Source organism: Cupriavidus sp. GW822-FHT02D05, from assembly GCF_058802485.1.
In genome coordinates this window covers 17627-31193 of the sequence record NZ_JBXAOE010000018.1, presented here as the reverse complement: position 1 = coordinate 31193, position 13567 = coordinate 17627, and the positions used below count along the sequence as shown (strand labels likewise).

14 protein-coding genes are annotated in these 13567 nt (G+C 63.1%); all 14 read right to left on the bottom strand.

The window, feature by feature from the left end:
* Nucleotides 1–289: 289 nt before the first annotated feature.
* The gene (hemE, locus tag AC1RQK_RS23335) at nucleotides 290–1387 is read right to left on the bottom strand and encodes a uroporphyrinogen decarboxylase (protein WP_492375606.1); all 1098 of its coding nucleotides are present in this window, start codon (nucleotides 1385–1387) and stop codon (nucleotides 290–292) included.
* 47 nt (nucleotides 1388–1434) lie between these two features.
* Nucleotides 1435–2391, bottom strand: a complete 957-nt coding sequence (locus tag AC1RQK_RS23330; RefSeq protein WP_492375607.1) for an alpha/beta hydrolase — start codon at nucleotides 2389–2391, stop codon at nucleotides 1435–1437.
* A gap of 71 nt (nucleotides 2392–2462) precedes the next feature.
* Nucleotides 2463–2885: a CoA-binding protein gene (locus AC1RQK_RS23325; protein WP_492375617.1), complete on the bottom strand. Its 423-nt coding sequence runs from the start codon at nucleotides 2883–2885 to the stop codon at nucleotides 2463–2465.
* Nucleotides 2886–2890: 5 nt separating this feature from the next.
* On the bottom strand, nucleotides 2891–4006 hold the full coding sequence (locus AC1RQK_RS23320; RefSeq protein ID WP_492375608.1) for an RsiV family protein: 1116 nt from the start codon (nucleotides 4004–4006) through the stop codon (nucleotides 2891–2893).
* Nucleotides 4007–4670: 664 nt separating this feature from the next.
* Complete coding sequence (locus AC1RQK_RS23315) at nucleotides 4671–5087, bottom strand: F0F1 ATP synthase subunit epsilon (RefSeq protein ID WP_043350759.1); 417 nt, start codon at nucleotides 5085–5087, stop codon at nucleotides 4671–4673.
* 139 nt (nucleotides 5088–5226) lie between these two features.
* Nucleotides 5227–6630: a F0F1 ATP synthase subunit beta gene (atpD, locus tag AC1RQK_RS23310; protein ID WP_150987508.1), complete on the bottom strand. Its 1404-nt coding sequence runs from the start codon at nucleotides 6628–6630 to the stop codon at nucleotides 5227–5229.
* 33 nt (nucleotides 6631–6663) lie between these two features.
* Nucleotides 6664–7539, bottom strand: a complete 876-nt coding sequence (atpG, locus tag AC1RQK_RS23305) for a F0F1 ATP synthase subunit gamma (protein ID WP_006157250.1) — start codon at nucleotides 7537–7539, stop codon at nucleotides 6664–6666.
* A 74-nt stretch (nucleotides 7540–7613) separates the two neighbouring features.
* A complete protein-coding gene (atpA, locus tag AC1RQK_RS23300) occupies nucleotides 7614–9155 on the bottom strand; it encodes a F0F1 ATP synthase subunit alpha (protein WP_150987510.1) in 1542 nt (513 codons plus the stop codon).
* A 49-nt stretch (nucleotides 9156–9204) separates the two neighbouring features.
* A complete protein-coding gene (locus AC1RQK_RS23295) occupies nucleotides 9205–9744 on the bottom strand; it encodes a F0F1 ATP synthase subunit delta (protein ID WP_006157248.1) in 540 nt (179 codons plus the stop codon).
* 2 nt (nucleotides 9745–9746) lie between these two features.
* Entirely contained in the window at nucleotides 9747–10217 is a 471-nt protein-coding gene (locus AC1RQK_RS23290; RefSeq protein ID WP_043350775.1) for a F0F1 ATP synthase subunit B, read from the bottom strand.
* Between the two features lie 99 nt (nucleotides 10218–10316).
* Nucleotides 10317–10583 carry a F0F1 ATP synthase subunit C gene (gene atpE, locus AC1RQK_RS23285; RefSeq protein WP_006157246.1) on the bottom strand — a complete coding sequence of 89 codons (267 nt, stop codon included), beginning with the start codon at nucleotides 10581–10583 and terminating at the stop codon, nucleotides 10317–10319.
* Between the two features lie 62 nt (nucleotides 10584–10645).
* On the bottom strand, nucleotides 10646–11509 hold the full coding sequence (gene atpB / locus AC1RQK_RS23280; protein ID WP_006157245.1) for a F0F1 ATP synthase subunit A: 864 nt from the start codon (nucleotides 11507–11509) through the stop codon (nucleotides 10646–10648).
* Between the two features lie 245 nt (nucleotides 11510–11754).
* A complete protein-coding gene (locus AC1RQK_RS23275) occupies nucleotides 11755–12255 on the bottom strand; it encodes an ATP synthase subunit I (protein WP_043350778.1) in 501 nt (166 codons plus the stop codon).
* A 377-nt stretch (nucleotides 12256–12632) separates the two neighbouring features.
* The gene (locus AC1RQK_RS23270; RefSeq protein WP_043350783.1) at nucleotides 12633–13535 is read right to left on the bottom strand and encodes a ParB/RepB/Spo0J family partition protein; all 903 of its coding nucleotides are present in this window, start codon (nucleotides 13533–13535) and stop codon (nucleotides 12633–12635) included.
* Nucleotides 13536–13567: the final 32 nt, after the last annotated feature.

Below are 13567 nucleotides of genomic sequence, written 5' to 3'. Positions count from 1 at the left end.
GTGCGTGGCCAGATGCAATGCCTTGTAAATCAAGGACTTGGCGACATCCCTCAGATGAGTTAGGGACTAACCCGCTCTTGCACTGCGGAAAACCCATTGATGTGCATAAGTCAAGCCTTGACAAGCGAGAACCGGCACCGAAAGGGCGAAATATTGCAAAATAGTTTACTTGACAGCGCTTCGGGCAAGCCTCCCCCGGCACCCGCCCGTCCGGGTGCGGCGCGCGAAGCCAGCTCGCTGCGCCGCACAGGCGGTACCCCCGGGTGGGAGGGAAGACGTGCACCAGCTGTCACCTTGCCGCGGTGCGCAGCTGCCGGCTGTAGCGATGCACCTCGTCCACCAGCACCGTCACATTCTCGGGCGGGGTGAACTGGGAGATGCCGTGGCCAAGGTTGAAGACGTGTCCGTCGCTGCCGCCGCCGGCGGCATAGCTGTCGAGCACGCCACGCACCTGCTCGCGAATCGCGGCTTCCGGCGCAAACAGCACATTGGGGTCGATATTGCCCTGCAGTGCCACCTTGCCGCCGGTGCGGCGGCGCGCCTGCGCCAAGTTGACCGTCCAGTCCAGACCGAGCGCATCGGCACCGATCTCGGTGAGCGCCTCCAGCCACAATCCGCCGCCCTTGGTAAACACGATGGCCGGCACCTGCTCGCCATTGTGCTCGCGCTTCAGTCCGGCCAGCACCTTGCGCATATAGGCCAGGGAGAACGTCTGGTACATGCCGTCGGCCAGCGTGCCGCCCCAGGTGTCGAACAGCATCACGGCTTGCGCACCTGCCTCGATCTGCGCATTCAGGTAGGCCGACACAGCTTGCGCGTTGATCTCCAGGATACGGTGCATCAGGTCGGGGCGGCTGTACATCATGGCCTTGACCGTGCGGAAATCGGAGGAGCCGGCACCCTCGACCATGTAGCAGGCCAGCGTCCAGGGGCTGCCCGAGAAGCCGATCAGCGGCACGCGCTGGCGGCCGTCCTGCACCAGCGCCCGGCGGATCTCGCTGACCGCGTCGAACACGTAGGACAGCGAGGCCATATCGGGCACCGCCAGCTTCTTGACGTCGCCTTCGGTGCGCAACGGGTGGGCAAAGCGCGGACCCTCGCCCTGGGCAAACGACAGCCCGAGGCCCATGGCATCGGGCACGGTCAGGATGTCGGAGAAGAGGATGGCCGCATCGAGCGGATAGCGTTCGAGGGGCTGCAGGGTAACCTCGGTCGCGTAGGCCGGGTTCTTGGCCAGGCCCAGGAAGCTGCCGGCGCGAGCGCGCGTAGCATTGTATTCGGGCAGGTAGCGCCCCGCCTGACGCATCAGCCACAGCGGGGTGTACTCGGTCGGTTGCCGGCGCAGCGCGCGCAGGAAGGTATCGTTCTGCAATGCGGTCATGGTCATCCTCGTAAGACCGCCATTTTACGGGATGGCCGGCCGCCGCCGGCAGCTTAGATATCCGCCGCCAGTTCCTTGAAGGCCTGCGCGGCGCGGCGCATCCATTCGCGCGCGCGCGGGGCATCGGGCTGCAGGCGGGCAAAGCCGTGCGTCATCCCGCTTGCCTCCAGCGTGATCACCGGCGCGCCGTAGCGCACCAGGTAGTCAGCGTAGGCCAGGCCGTCGTCGCGCAGCACGTCGTGGGCGGCAACCATCACCACGCTGGCCGGAGGCAGGTGCTGTGGCGCGGCGCCCATCAGGTGGATGCGCGTGTCTTCGATGGCGGCGCCGGCGGCAAGGCGCTCGGCGCCGATGAATTCCGTCCAGAACCAAGCCATTTCGTCGCGGGTGAGGCCGGGGCCATCCGCAAAGGCGCGATAGCTTTCGCTGGCCAGCACCGGCGCGGCCACGGGATAGATCAGCAACTGGGCGTTGACCAGGCCGGGGCGCCCGTGCGCATTGGCCCAGCGCGCGGCCTGCGCGGCCAGGTGCCCGCCCGCGCTGTCGCCCGCCACGGCCAGGAAGCTAGCGTCCAGGCGCAACCGGACGCGTTGCTCGGCGAACCACAGCACCGCCTGCAGCGCGTCATCGCACGGCGCGGGGAACGGATGCTCCGGTGCCAGCCGGTAGTCCACGCTGGCCACCGCGCAGCCGGTGTCGGCGGCGAGCAGCGCTGCCACGCTGTGATGGGTGTCATGCGAACCCACCACCCAGCCACCGCCATGGAAATAGACGATCAGGCGCGGCTCGGCCACGCCTTCCGGGCGGAACAATCGCGCCGCCAGCGTGCGGCCGGGTAGCGCCAGCTCCATGTCGGTGGACTGGATGCCTTCCGGGTCGGGCACGACCGAGGTTGCCGCGATCTCGGCGAAGCGCGCGCGGCGGCCGGCGGCACCGGCCGGCTCGGGCTGCCCGGCGTAGCGTTCGGAGAGCCGGCGGTAGTAATCGAGAAGCTGGGGATCGATGGCCATGGCTGCTTGGGACTGAATTGAGGGCGGGATTGAGGGCGGGATCGGGAGCTAGGGTGACTAGTTTAGCGGGATCAGGCAGCCTGGCGCATCAGCTCGATCTTGCTGCAGCGGTCCTGCACCGCCAGCAACCCGGCGGCGGTGGCCCGGGCAAAAGCCGCATCATTGACGATGCCAAGTTGCAGCCAGACGCCGCGGGCGCCGATCGCGATGGCATCCGCGACCACCGGCGGCACATCGGCGGCGCGGCGGAAGATATCGACCCAATCAATGCGCTGCCCGGACTTGGCCAAGGCCGCGGCGGCGGCGCCGAGGCTGGCGTAGCAGGTCTCGCCCAGGATGCGCTCGCCCGCATGGCGCGGATTGACGGGGACAATGCGATAGCCGTGACGCTGCAGGTAGGCGGCTACTTCATGGCTGGGCCGGTCCGGGTGCCCGGACAGGCCGGCCACGGCTACCGTCTTCATCGCCAGCATGCCGCGAATGGCTGTCTGCATCTCGCTCACGTCGATTCCTTCTCAAAGGGTTCGGGGGACTTGTCGCGGCCGGTACCGGGCGGGCGGGCACAACTGCCCAGCCGCGCGAACGGCACCGCTACCTGGTAAGCGCCCTGCGCAAATGGGCCGACCGCGTAGGGGGCATAGTGCAACACCACGCCACCGCGGTACAGGGTAAACGGGACGCGCGACTCCTGCAGCGCTTGGGCGTCAAGCACGCCACGCGCGGGCTCGGCTGCGCCCTGCCGCTTCAGTGCGGCTTGTAGCTCGTCGTTGAGTTTTTGCAGGCAGGCCTCGCCCGGCTGCAAGAGATCGGCTAGCCCGACCCGGCGATAGCCCGGCTGGGCAGTTGGCGCGGATGCCACCGCACCCGCCGGGCCGTGGCGCCGCCACGTGCCACTCACGAAGTCGAGGCTGCCATGCGCGCCACCGCTGTAGCGCCAGGTGGTGCGCAGCAGGCCGACGTTGCCGGCATCCAGCCGCATTATCTCGATCGCGCTACGGCATTCCTGTTCGCCCTGGCCGCAGCCGCTGGCACGCAGTGACGTAATAAGGGCATCCACGTGCGGGCGGCCGGTTTCGGGATAGCGTTCGGTAAGACGTGCGCCAGCCACATTTACGACGCGCTCGCGATAGATTGCCTTGCGCGTGAGCGTCAATGCCTGGCGCCGGGTACCGTCGGTATTCATCCATTCCCCACTGACACTCAACCCATCGGAGGAGACGGTGCCCTCGAAACGTGCACCATCGCGAGCTTCGGGATACTCAACAGGCGCCTGGCCGGTGGCGCGCTCGCGCACGCTCAGCCGTCCGTCGGATGTCAATTGGCCATCGAGTTGACGCGGCGAGGAGGCAAGCATTGAATCGTAACGGGCCGTGCCGTCGATCCCGCCAGTGCCCGCGCGCGGAAATATCGTCAGCGATACCTGTATGTGGCCGTCGAGCTCGCCTTGCCAGAGCGCACCAGCGGGGGCTTGCGCCTCAACCGCGCCAGCCTGGCCAGCCGCCATGAAAGACGTGGCCAGCAGCGCCGCCAGCCTATGCTGGACAAGGCCTCTTGCAATATCGACGGGGGCCTGGGCAAAGCGGTAAAAAGGGGGAAAGGGGAAGGAAAGCGGCATGGCAGTGGTTGGCCGGACCGCAAGGCGGATGGCAGGATCAGCGAAAGCTATCGGACCCGCGCCGCGCAGTGATGTTCCCGCCGCCTGGTGGCAAGTGCGGTGGCACGTGGTCTAACGTGCCTATTTATGCCGATTTAGACGCTTATTTAGTTACCGCGCTTTCAACTTCTTGCAAACCGATACATTTTGTTACTGCCATCCCCAAAAGTTTCCCCCACAATGCTTCAACACAATCAGTTTTTGTGAAAGGCGTTCCCTCCCCCAACAGAAAGGGAGGGCGTCATGGAAGAAAGCCTAAGGAAGCATTCCCACCCAGATTGACCGGATCACAAGCGATGCCTGTGATCGGTGTACCAGGTTGAGATGATGTTGGCGCTTGCCGGTTCCGGCTGGTTGGATCGTCTGAATGCGATCAATACCGCCTGACCGAGTGCTGGACCACCAAGAATGTGGTTAGCGCCTGTTGGTTGACCTGGACCTTACCCGTTCCTTCGAATTGACCCCTCGAAGGGATTTTCCCGTCCGCGCGGTGCCTCCCCGGCCCGCGCGCTTTTTTTTGTCCTGAGCCGACAGAATAGTCGTTGGCATAAAAAAAAGGCAGCCTCGCAGCTGCCTTTTTTTCGCCGCCGCCAAAAAAACAACAGCTGCGGCGGCCCTGCTTTTCTTACCGTTTCCGGCGCAGGCGCGCGATCGCTGCCAGCTGTGCTGCTGCCACGGCAAGCTCGCTCTGGGCACGTGCCAGGTCGAGATCGCTGCTCTGGTTCTGCATCAGCTCCTCGGCGGCGCGCTTGGCTTCCTGCGCCTTGGCTTCGTCGAGATCGCTGCCGCGGATAGCGGTGTCTGCCAGCACGGTGACGTGCTTGGGCTGGACTTCGAGAATCCCGCCGGCCACGAACACGAACTCTTCGCTGCCGTCTTCCTTCTCGATGCGCACCGCGCCCGGCTGGATACGCGTAATCAGCGGCGTATGGCCCGGCAGGATACCCAACTCGCCCGACTCGCCCGGCAGTGCCACGAACTTCGCCTGACCGGAGAAGATCGACGATTCGGCGCTGACGACGTCTACAAGAATGGTTGCCATGTGAATTCCTTTAGTCCCTGAAAGCTTCGGCTTCCCGTTGCCAGGAAGCAGGTATTCCGCTGCCCGGCTAAGCGTGGCCGCCCCGGACGTTGCTGTCCGTGGCGGCCGCCACTACGGCGCTGGCAGCGAAAAACGCCGCTTACTGGAGCTTCTTGGCCTTCTCGAAGGCTTCGTCGATCGAGCCGACCATGTAGAACGCTTGCTCCGGCAGGTGATCGCACTCGCCGTCCACCAGCATCTTGAAGCCGCGGATGGTTTCCTTCAGCGTGACGTACTTGCCCGGCGAACCCGTGAACACTTCCGCAACGTGGAAGGGCTGCGACAGGAAACGCTGGATCTTACGAGCGCGCGACACCGACTGCTTGTCTTCCGGCGACAGTTCGTCCATGCCCAGAATCGCGATAATGTCGCGCAGTTCCTTGTAGCGTTGCAGCGTTTGCTGCACGCGACGGGCCACGTCGTAGTGCTCTTGACCCACGACTTGCGGGTCCAGCTGACGCGAGGTCGAGTCGAGCGGATCGACTGCCGGGTAGATACCCAGCGCGGCGATATCACGCGACAGCACGACGGTCGAGTCCAAGTGCAGGAAGGTGGTAGCAGGCGACGGGTCGGTCAAGTCATCCGCAGGCACGTACACGGCCTGGATCGACGTGATCGAGCCAGTCTTGGTCGAGGTGATGCGCTCTTGCAGCTTGCCCATTTCCTCGGCCAGCGTCGGCTGGTAACCCACTGCGGAAGGCATACGGCCCAGCAGTGCGGACACTTCGGTACCGGCCAGCGTGTAGCGGTAAATGTTGTCGACGAAGAACAGGATGTCACGGCCTTCGTCGCGGAACTTCTCGGCCATGGTCAGGCCGGACAGTGCCACGCGCAGACGGTTGCCCGGCGGCTCGTTCATCTGGCCGAACACCATGGCCACCTTGTCGAGAACGTTCGAGTCCTTCATTTCGTGGTAGAAGTCGTTCCCTTCACGGGTACGCTCGCCCACGCCGGCGAACACCGACAAACCGCTGTGCTGCTTGGCGATGTTGTTGATGAGCTCCATCATGTTCACGGTCTTGCCGACGCCGGCGCCACCGAACAGACCCACCTTGCCGCCCTTTGCGAACGGGCACACCAGGTCGATCACCTTGATGCCGGTTTCGAGCAGGTCAACCGAAGGCGACAGTTCGTCGAACTTCGGGGCCTTCTGGTGGATCGAGCGCAGCTCGTCCGAAGCGATCGGGCCGGCTTCGTCGATGGGACGACCCAGCACGTCCATGATGCGGCCCAGCGTGCCGTGACCGACGGGCACCGAGATCGGGGCGCCAGTGCCCTTCACTGCCATGCCGCGGCGCAGGCCGTCCGACGAGCCGAGGGCAATGGTACGCACCACGCCGTCACCCAGCTGTTGCTGCACTTCGAAGGTCAGGCCCTTCTCGGCGAACGAGGCTTCGTTGCTGTCTTCCAGCACGAGCGCTTCGTAGACCTTAGGCAGCGCGTCGCGGGGGAACTCGATGTCCACCACGGCGCCAATACACTGCACAATATTTCCGATACTCATTTCGTATCTCCGATAGCTTGAATACTTGACGCCTTAGACGGCTGCGGCACCGCTGACGATTTCCGACAGTTCCTTGGTAATCGCTGCCTGACGGGTCTTGTTATAGACCAGTTGCAGTTCGCCGATCACGTTCTTGGCATTGTCGGATGCCGCCTTCATGGCCACCATGCGCGCCGATTGCTCGGACGCCATGTTTTCGGCCACGGCCTGGTACACCAGCGCTTCGACGTAGCGGACCAACAATTCTTCCACTACGGTCTGTGCGTCGGGCTCGTAGATGTAATCCCACGAGTAGGCGCGCTTTTCATCTTCGGTCTGGGCAAACTTGTCGGCGGGGAGCGGCAGCAGCTGCTCCACCATCGGCTCCTGCTTCATCGTATTGATGAACTTGGTGTAAGCCAGGTACACAGCATCGACTTCACCATTGGTGAAGGCGTCGAGCTGGACCTTGATGGCACCGATCAGTTTTTCCAGATGCGGGGTGTCACCGAGGTGCACCACGTGCGAGAGCACCTTGGCGCCGATGCGGCCCATGAACTGCAAGCCCTTGGAACCAATGGCGGTGCTCTGCACCTCCACGCCGCGGCTTTGCAGCTCACGCAGCTCATTGGTTACCGCGCGCAGCACGTTCGTGTTCATGCCGCCGCACAGCCCCTTGTCCGTCGTTACCACGATCATGCCGGCGCGCTTGATCTCGCGTGCCACCATGAAGGGGTGCTTGAACTCGGGGTTGGCCGCAGCCAGGTGCGCCGCGATATTGCGCACTTTCTCAGCATAGGGACGGGCGTTGCGCATCCGTTCCTGCGCCTTGCGCATCTTGGACGCGGCGACCATCTCCATCGCCTTGGTGATCTTGCGCGTGTTTTGCACGCTCTTGATCTTGGTTCGAATTTCTTTCGTTCCGGCCATATCTTCCTCTCCATTCGTGCCGCACCGGCACCGTCATGGCAACGGTGCCGGCGCAGTTTCGTGGAATTGCGCGGTTAGAACGCGGCGGACTTCTTGAAATCCTCGATCGCGGCACGCAGGGTGGCTTCGTCTTCCTTCGACAGATCCTTGGAATCTTCGATGCGGTTGACGAGGTCGGCGTACTTGGTCTTCAGATGGTCGTGCAGGCCCTTCTCGAACGGGAGAATGTCCTTCACTTCCACGTTGTCGAGGAAGCCATTGTTGGCTGCGTACAGCGACGCGGCCAGCTGCCACACCTGCAGCGGCAGGTATTGAGCCTGCTTGAGCAGTTCCGTCACGCGGCGGCCGCGCTCCAGCTGCTTGCGGGTGGCATCGTCCAGGTCGGAAGCGAACTGCGCGAACGCAGCCAGTTCACGGTACTGGGCCAGGTCGGTACGGATACCGCCGGACAGCTTCTTGACGACCTTGGTCTGGGCGGCACCACCAACGCGCGACACCGAGATACCGGCGTTGATTGCGGGGCGCACACCTGCGTTGAACAGGTCCGTTTCCAGGAAGATCTGGCCGTCGGTGATCGAGATCACGTTGGTCGGCACGAAAGCGGACACGTCGCCAGCTTGCGTTTCGATCACGGGCAGCGCGGTCAGCGAGCCGGTCTTGCCGGTCACTGCGCCCTTGGTGAACTTCTCGACGTAGTCGGCGTTCACGCGGGCTGCGCGCTCGAGCAGACGCGAGTGCAGGTAAAACACGTCGCCGGGGTAAGCTTCGCGGCCCGGCGGGCGGCGCAGCAGCAGCGACACCTGGCGGTAGGCCCAGGCTTGCTTGGTCAGGTCGTCATAAACGATCAGCGCGTCTTCGCCGCGGTCGCGGAAGTACTCGCCCATCGTGCAACCAGCGTAGGCAGCCAGGTACTGCATGGCGGCGGAGTCCGAAGCCGTAGCAGCAACGACGATGGTGTACTCCATCGCGCCCAGTTCTTCGAGCTTGCGCACCACGTTGTTCACGGTCGAAGCCTTCTGACCGATTGCCACGTAGACGCAGAAAACGCCCTTGCCCTTCTGGTTGATGATCGCGTCGACAGCAACGGCGGTCTTGCCGGTCTGGCGGTCGCCAATGATCAGCTCACGCTGGCCACGGCCGATCGGCACCATCGCGTCGATCGACTTCAGGCCGGTCTGCACCGGCTGGCTGACCGACTGACGTGCGATCACGCCAGGGGCAACCTTTTCGATCACGTCGGTTTCTTTGGCGTTGATCGGGCCTTTGCCATCGATCGGCTGACCCAGCGTGTTGACCACGCGGCCCAGCAGTTCCTTGCCAACCGGCACTTCCAGAATGCGGCCGGTGCACTTGACCGGGTCGCCTTCGGAAATGTGTTCGTAGTCGCCCAGCACCACGGCGCCGACAGAGTCGCGCTCGAGGTTCAGTGCCAGACCGAACGTGTTACCGGGGAATTCCAGCATCTCGCCCTGCATCACGCCAGACAGGCCGTGCACGCGGCAGATACCATCGGTCACGGAAATCACCGTGCCGGTGTTGCGCACTTCAGCGTCGGCGCCAAGACCCGAGATGCGGGACTTGATCAGCTCGCTGATTTCTGAGGGGTTCAGTTGCATCACAATGCTCCTAATTCTTCAATCCGTCGGCTGGTGCGCTTCTCGCGCATCATGCGGTCAGCGCCACTTGCATTGCTGCCAGGCGCGCACGCACGGAGGTGTCGAGCACTTCGTCGCCGACCTTGACGCGCACGCCGCCGATCAGCGACGGGTCCACCGCAACCGAGGGCTGCAGCTTGCGGCCGAACTTGCGTTCGAGCGCGGCGACGAGGTCGGTCAGGCTTGCGCCCTCAAGGGGGAAGGCACTCGTGATCTCGACATCAGCCGACCCTTCACGGTCGTTCTTGAGCGCATGGAACTGCTCGGCGATTTCCGGCAATACCGACAGGCGGTGGTTATCCACCAGCAGGCTGACGAAGCGCTTGGCTTCGTCGTTGACCGGAGACTTCAGGGCCGACAGGAACAGTGCACTCAGCTTGTCGCCGTGCACGTTCGGATCGCCAGCCACCGCCTTCATGTCGGGATTGGCGGCAACTTGCCCCATTTCCGACACCAGCTCGGACCATGCATCCAGATTGCCGCTCGATTCGGTCGCGACGCGGAACAGCGCCTCGGCGTAGGGACGGGCAATGGTTGCGGTTTCAGCCATGATTAGAGCTCAGCCTTGAGTTGATTGAGCAGATCCGCGTGGACCTGCGCGTTCACTTCGCGCTTGAGGATCTGCTCGGCACCCTTGACGGCCAGCACGGCAACCTGGTCGCGCAATTGCTCGCGCGCGCGGGTAACTTGCTGTTCCGCTTCGGCCTTGGCCTGGGCAATGATGCGTGCGGCTTCTGCCTGGGCGTTTTGCTTGATCTCGTCAGCGGTCAGCTGAGCGCGCTTCTCGGCGTCAGCGACGCGTTGAGCGCCTTCGGTGCGGGCTTCGGCCAGGGCCTGGTCCACACGCTTGTTGGCGAGTTCGAGCTCAGCCTTGCCTTTTTCGGCGGCGGCGAGGCCATCGGCGATCTTCTTTGCGCGTTCGTCGAGCGCCTTCACCAGCGGCGGCCAAATGAATTTGGCAACTACCCACCACAGGATGAAGAACACGACCATCTGCGCAAAAAACGTTGCGTTCAGATTCATGGTGTGTTCCTTTCGGTAATCAAACTACAGATAAATGCGCAAGGGCGGCCAGGCTAAGTGGCCCGCGCCGCCCGTCAGCATCATGCAGACCGAAAAGAATTACTTGATGACAGCCAGCAGCGGGTTGGCGAATGCGAACAGCATTGCAACGCCCACGCCGATCAGGAATGCCGCGTCGATCAGGCCAGCCAGCAGGAACATCTTGGTTTGCAGCGGGTTCATCAGTTCAGGCTGACGTGCGCACGCTTCGATGTACTTGCCACCCATCAGGGCGATACCCAGGCAGGCGCCGATTGCGCCCAGACCGATGATGATGCCGATACCGATGGCGGTCAGACCCTGGATGTTGGCGAGATATGCTTGCATGACTACTCCTTTAATTGAGAAGAGACTTAGAACCAAAAAACCGAAAAACCGAAAAACTTAAATCAGTGGTGATCGTGTGCCTGGCCGATGTACACCAGCGTCAGCATCATGAAAATGAAAGCCTGGAGCAGAACGATCAGGATGTGGAAGATCGCCCATACCGTACCGGCCAGCACATGACCGACGAAGCCCAGCGCGGAGAGGTCCGCACCGAACGTCCAGATGGAACCCAGCAGCGCGATCAGCAGGAACACCAGTTCGCCGGCGTACATGTTGCCGAACAACCGCATGCCCAGCGAAACCGCCTTGGCCAGGAATTCAATCAGGTTCAGGATCAGGTTGAACGGGGCCAGGTACCACTTGGCGCCGAACGGGGCCGACAGCAGTTCATGGGTGAAGCCGCCCACGCCCTTGATCTTGAAGCTGTAATAGATCATCAGCACCAGCACTGCGCACGACATGCCCAGCGTACCGTTCAGGTCAGCCGTGGCAACCGCGCGGTGGTGCGGCAGATGGATGTGGAAGATGCCCAGCAGGCCGTTCAGGCCGGTAACCCAGTCAACCGGGATCAAGTCGACGGCATTCATCACCGTGATCCAGCAGAACACCATCAGTGCCAGCGGAGCGATGAAGGAACGGTCGCCATGGATGATGCCCTTGGCCTGGTCGTCGACCATCTCGACGATCATTTCCACGAAAGCCTGGAAGCGGCCCGGCACGCCGGCGGTCGCGCGGCGCGCGGCGGCGTACAGGAAAATCACGGCGATGGCGCCGCACAGCACCGACCAGAACACGGTGTCGTAGTTGAGGACGCTGAAGTCAACGACGGCGGCTTGCTTGCCGCCAACCGTGTTGAGGTTCTGCAAGTGTTCGGCGATATAGCCGGAGGGGGTGAGGGCCTGTTCGGCGCCTTGAGCAGCTGACATGTCGAAACGAACCGTAATATTGCGAAACCAGTTGCCGGCATTTTGCCGGTACGCTTCTTGCACCGCCTTCAGCACACTTTGCTGGTCACCGCGGGCAAGCTCGTTTGAACCTTATCCACGCCGCGCTTCACTGTTGTGACGCGCCACGCAAAAACATCTTGATATTCTGTTTTCGTGCCCCACTTCGACGAGAAGCACACTTATCCGACCTACCGCGCCTGGCCGGCCCACCCTGGGGCACAACCTCAGCGAATCGCCAGCGCGACCCAGTAAGTCTTGAGCACAAGCAGGAACGTGACCAGCATCGGTACCCAGCGCAACTCGCTGTACAGCACCACTACCAGGACGAACAACCCGGCGGTGGCAAACACCTTGATCGCCTCGCCGACCACCAGTCCGCTGATCGAGGGACGTTCGCGCGCCATCCAGAGTCGCAGCGCGAAGAAACCGCTGGGCACGAAACACACCGTGCCACCGAATAGTGCCGACCAACCCGCCGCGCCGGCGTTGCCGCCAGCAAAAAGTCGCCAGGCAATGGCCGACAACAAAGTAACCGCAACCTGCGCCAGCACGACCCTGCCGGGCGTCATGCGCGAAGGGCGCAGCGCGCGCTCGCCGAACAGCGTTTCCGCCTCGACGCGCGACAGCGGATCGACCGCCTCTTCTTCGCGTTCTGCCTCGTCTTCCCAGGCATCACGCGTCTGCCAGTCGGTTTTCCGACCAGCATCCTGACGATCTGAAACCACCTGCTATTGCCTTTGCTCGTTGCTGCTTGTTGTTTAATCCGCCCCGGAACTTTTCTGGACCGGCCGGAATTCAAACCGCACGATTTTACGAGGAATGCACCATGCGAGTCAATCTGCTTACAGACGCCTTGCAACAGTCTGCATTTCACTTGCAATCGCCACGAACCCATAGTGCGTGCGCGGCCGACGCCCAACAATAACGCACCAGGTAATTGAGCTGCCCAAGGCTGGCGGCGCACCATGGTCGTTTATCGGCCTTGCACAGACCTTACACAGGCGTGCGCACGCCGAGCCAGAAGCGGCCGCCATCAAATTGCACCAAGCCGCTGTACAGCTGCACCGACCGTTAATCGCGCACTATTTTTGGGAAATCCCGCTCAGGCGGGTGACTGGCTTTCGCCGGGCTCGCGCAGGCGTGTCAGCACACCGTCGAGCGCATCATTGCTGGTGAAGTGAATGGTGAGCTGGCCTTTGCCCCGCACGCCCAGCTTGATCTGTACCGGCAGGCCAAGCACGTCGGATAGTTCTTCCTCAAGGCGGGCCACGTCGCGCGCCGGCGCGCCATTGTTCGGCTTCTGCAACCTGAGGTCAAAGGGCTTGAGGGTGGAGGCTACCAGCTTTTCGGTCTCGCGCACCGATAAACGTTTGTTAACGATCTGATTGGCGAGCGTGATCTGGTTGGCGCCGTCGGCGGAGAGCAGCGCACGGGCGTGGCCCATGTCGAGATCGCCCGCCATCAGCATCGTCTGCACCGGCTGGGCCAGGTTCAGCAGACGCAGCAGGTTGGACACCGCGCTGCGCGAGCGCCCTACCGATTCCGCTGCCTGCTCGTGGGTGAAATTGAATTCGCGCACCAGGCGCATGATGCCTTGCGCTTCTTCCAGCGGGTTGAGGTCTTCACGCTGGATATTCTCGATGAGCGCCATCGCGGCCGCGGCTTCGTCGGCCACGTCCTTGACCAGCACCGGCACCTCTTCGAGTCCGGCGATCCTGGAGGCGCGGAAGCGGCGCTCACCGGCAATGATCTCGTAGCGATCCGGCTCGGCAACGCGGCGCACCAGGATCGGCTGCATCAGGCCTTGAGCACGGATGCTCGCGGCCAGCTCCTGCAGCGCGCCTTCGTCCATGCGCGTGCGCGGCTGGTACTTGCCGGGCTGGAGCTGGTCCAGACGGAGTACAGAGGGGGCGCCCTCCTGCTTCACGGCGTCAACGATCTCGGCTGGCCCACCCAGCAGGGCTTCCAGTCCGCGGCCCAGGCCCTTCTTCTTCGCGGTGCTCATCTCGGTTTCCTGTATTCGGTGACTCTCAACCC

Excerpts from the sequence above, each read along its gene's own strand:
- atpA (WP_150987510.1), bottom strand. The coding sequence starts at position 9,155 with ATGCAACTGAACCCCTCAGAAATCAGCGAGCTGATCAAGTCCCGCATC.
- hemE (WP_492375606.1), bottom strand. The coding sequence starts at position 1,387 with ATGACCATGACCGCATTGCAGAACGATACCTTCCTGCGCGCGCTGCGC.
- atpG (WP_006157250.1), bottom strand. The coding sequence starts at position 7,539 with ATGGCCGGAACGAAAGAAATTCGAACCAAGATCAAGAGCGTGCAAAAC.
- atpD (WP_150987508.1), bottom strand. The coding sequence starts at position 6,630 with ATGAGTATCGGAAATATTGTGCAGTGTATTGGCGCCGTGGTGGACATC.
- AC1RQK_RS23325 (WP_492375617.1), bottom strand. The coding sequence starts at position 2,885 with ATGCAGACAGCCATTCGCGGCATGCTGGCGATGAAGACGGTAGCCGTG.
- AC1RQK_RS23315 (WP_043350759.1), bottom strand. The coding sequence starts at position 5,087 with ATGGCAACCATTCTTGTAGACGTCGTCAGCGCCGAATCGTCGATCTTC.
- AC1RQK_RS23330 (WP_492375607.1), bottom strand. The coding sequence starts at position 2,391 with ATGGCCATCGATCCCCAGCTTCTCGATTACTACCGCCGGCTCTCCGAA.
- AC1RQK_RS23290 (WP_043350775.1), bottom strand. The coding sequence starts at position 10,217 with ATGAATCTGAACGCAACGTTTTTTGCGCAGATGGTCGTGTTCTTCATC.
- atpB (WP_006157245.1), bottom strand. The coding sequence starts at position 11,509 with ATGTCAGCTGCTCAAGGCGCCGAACAGGCCCTCACCCCCTCCGGCTAT.
- AC1RQK_RS23295 (WP_006157248.1), bottom strand. The coding sequence starts at position 9,744 with ATGGCTGAAACCGCAACCATTGCCCGTCCCTACGCCGAGGCGCTGTTC.
- AC1RQK_RS23320 (WP_492375608.1), bottom strand. The coding sequence starts at position 4,006 with ATGCCGCTTTCCTTCCCCTTTCCCCCTTTTTACCGCTTTGCCCAGGCC.
- atpE (WP_006157246.1), bottom strand. The coding sequence starts at position 10,583 with ATGCAAGCATATCTCGCCAACATCCAGGGTCTGACCGCCATCGGTATC.
- AC1RQK_RS23270 (WP_043350783.1), bottom strand. The coding sequence starts at position 13,535 with ATGAGCACCGCGAAGAAGAAGGGCCTGGGCCGCGGACTGGAAGCCCTG.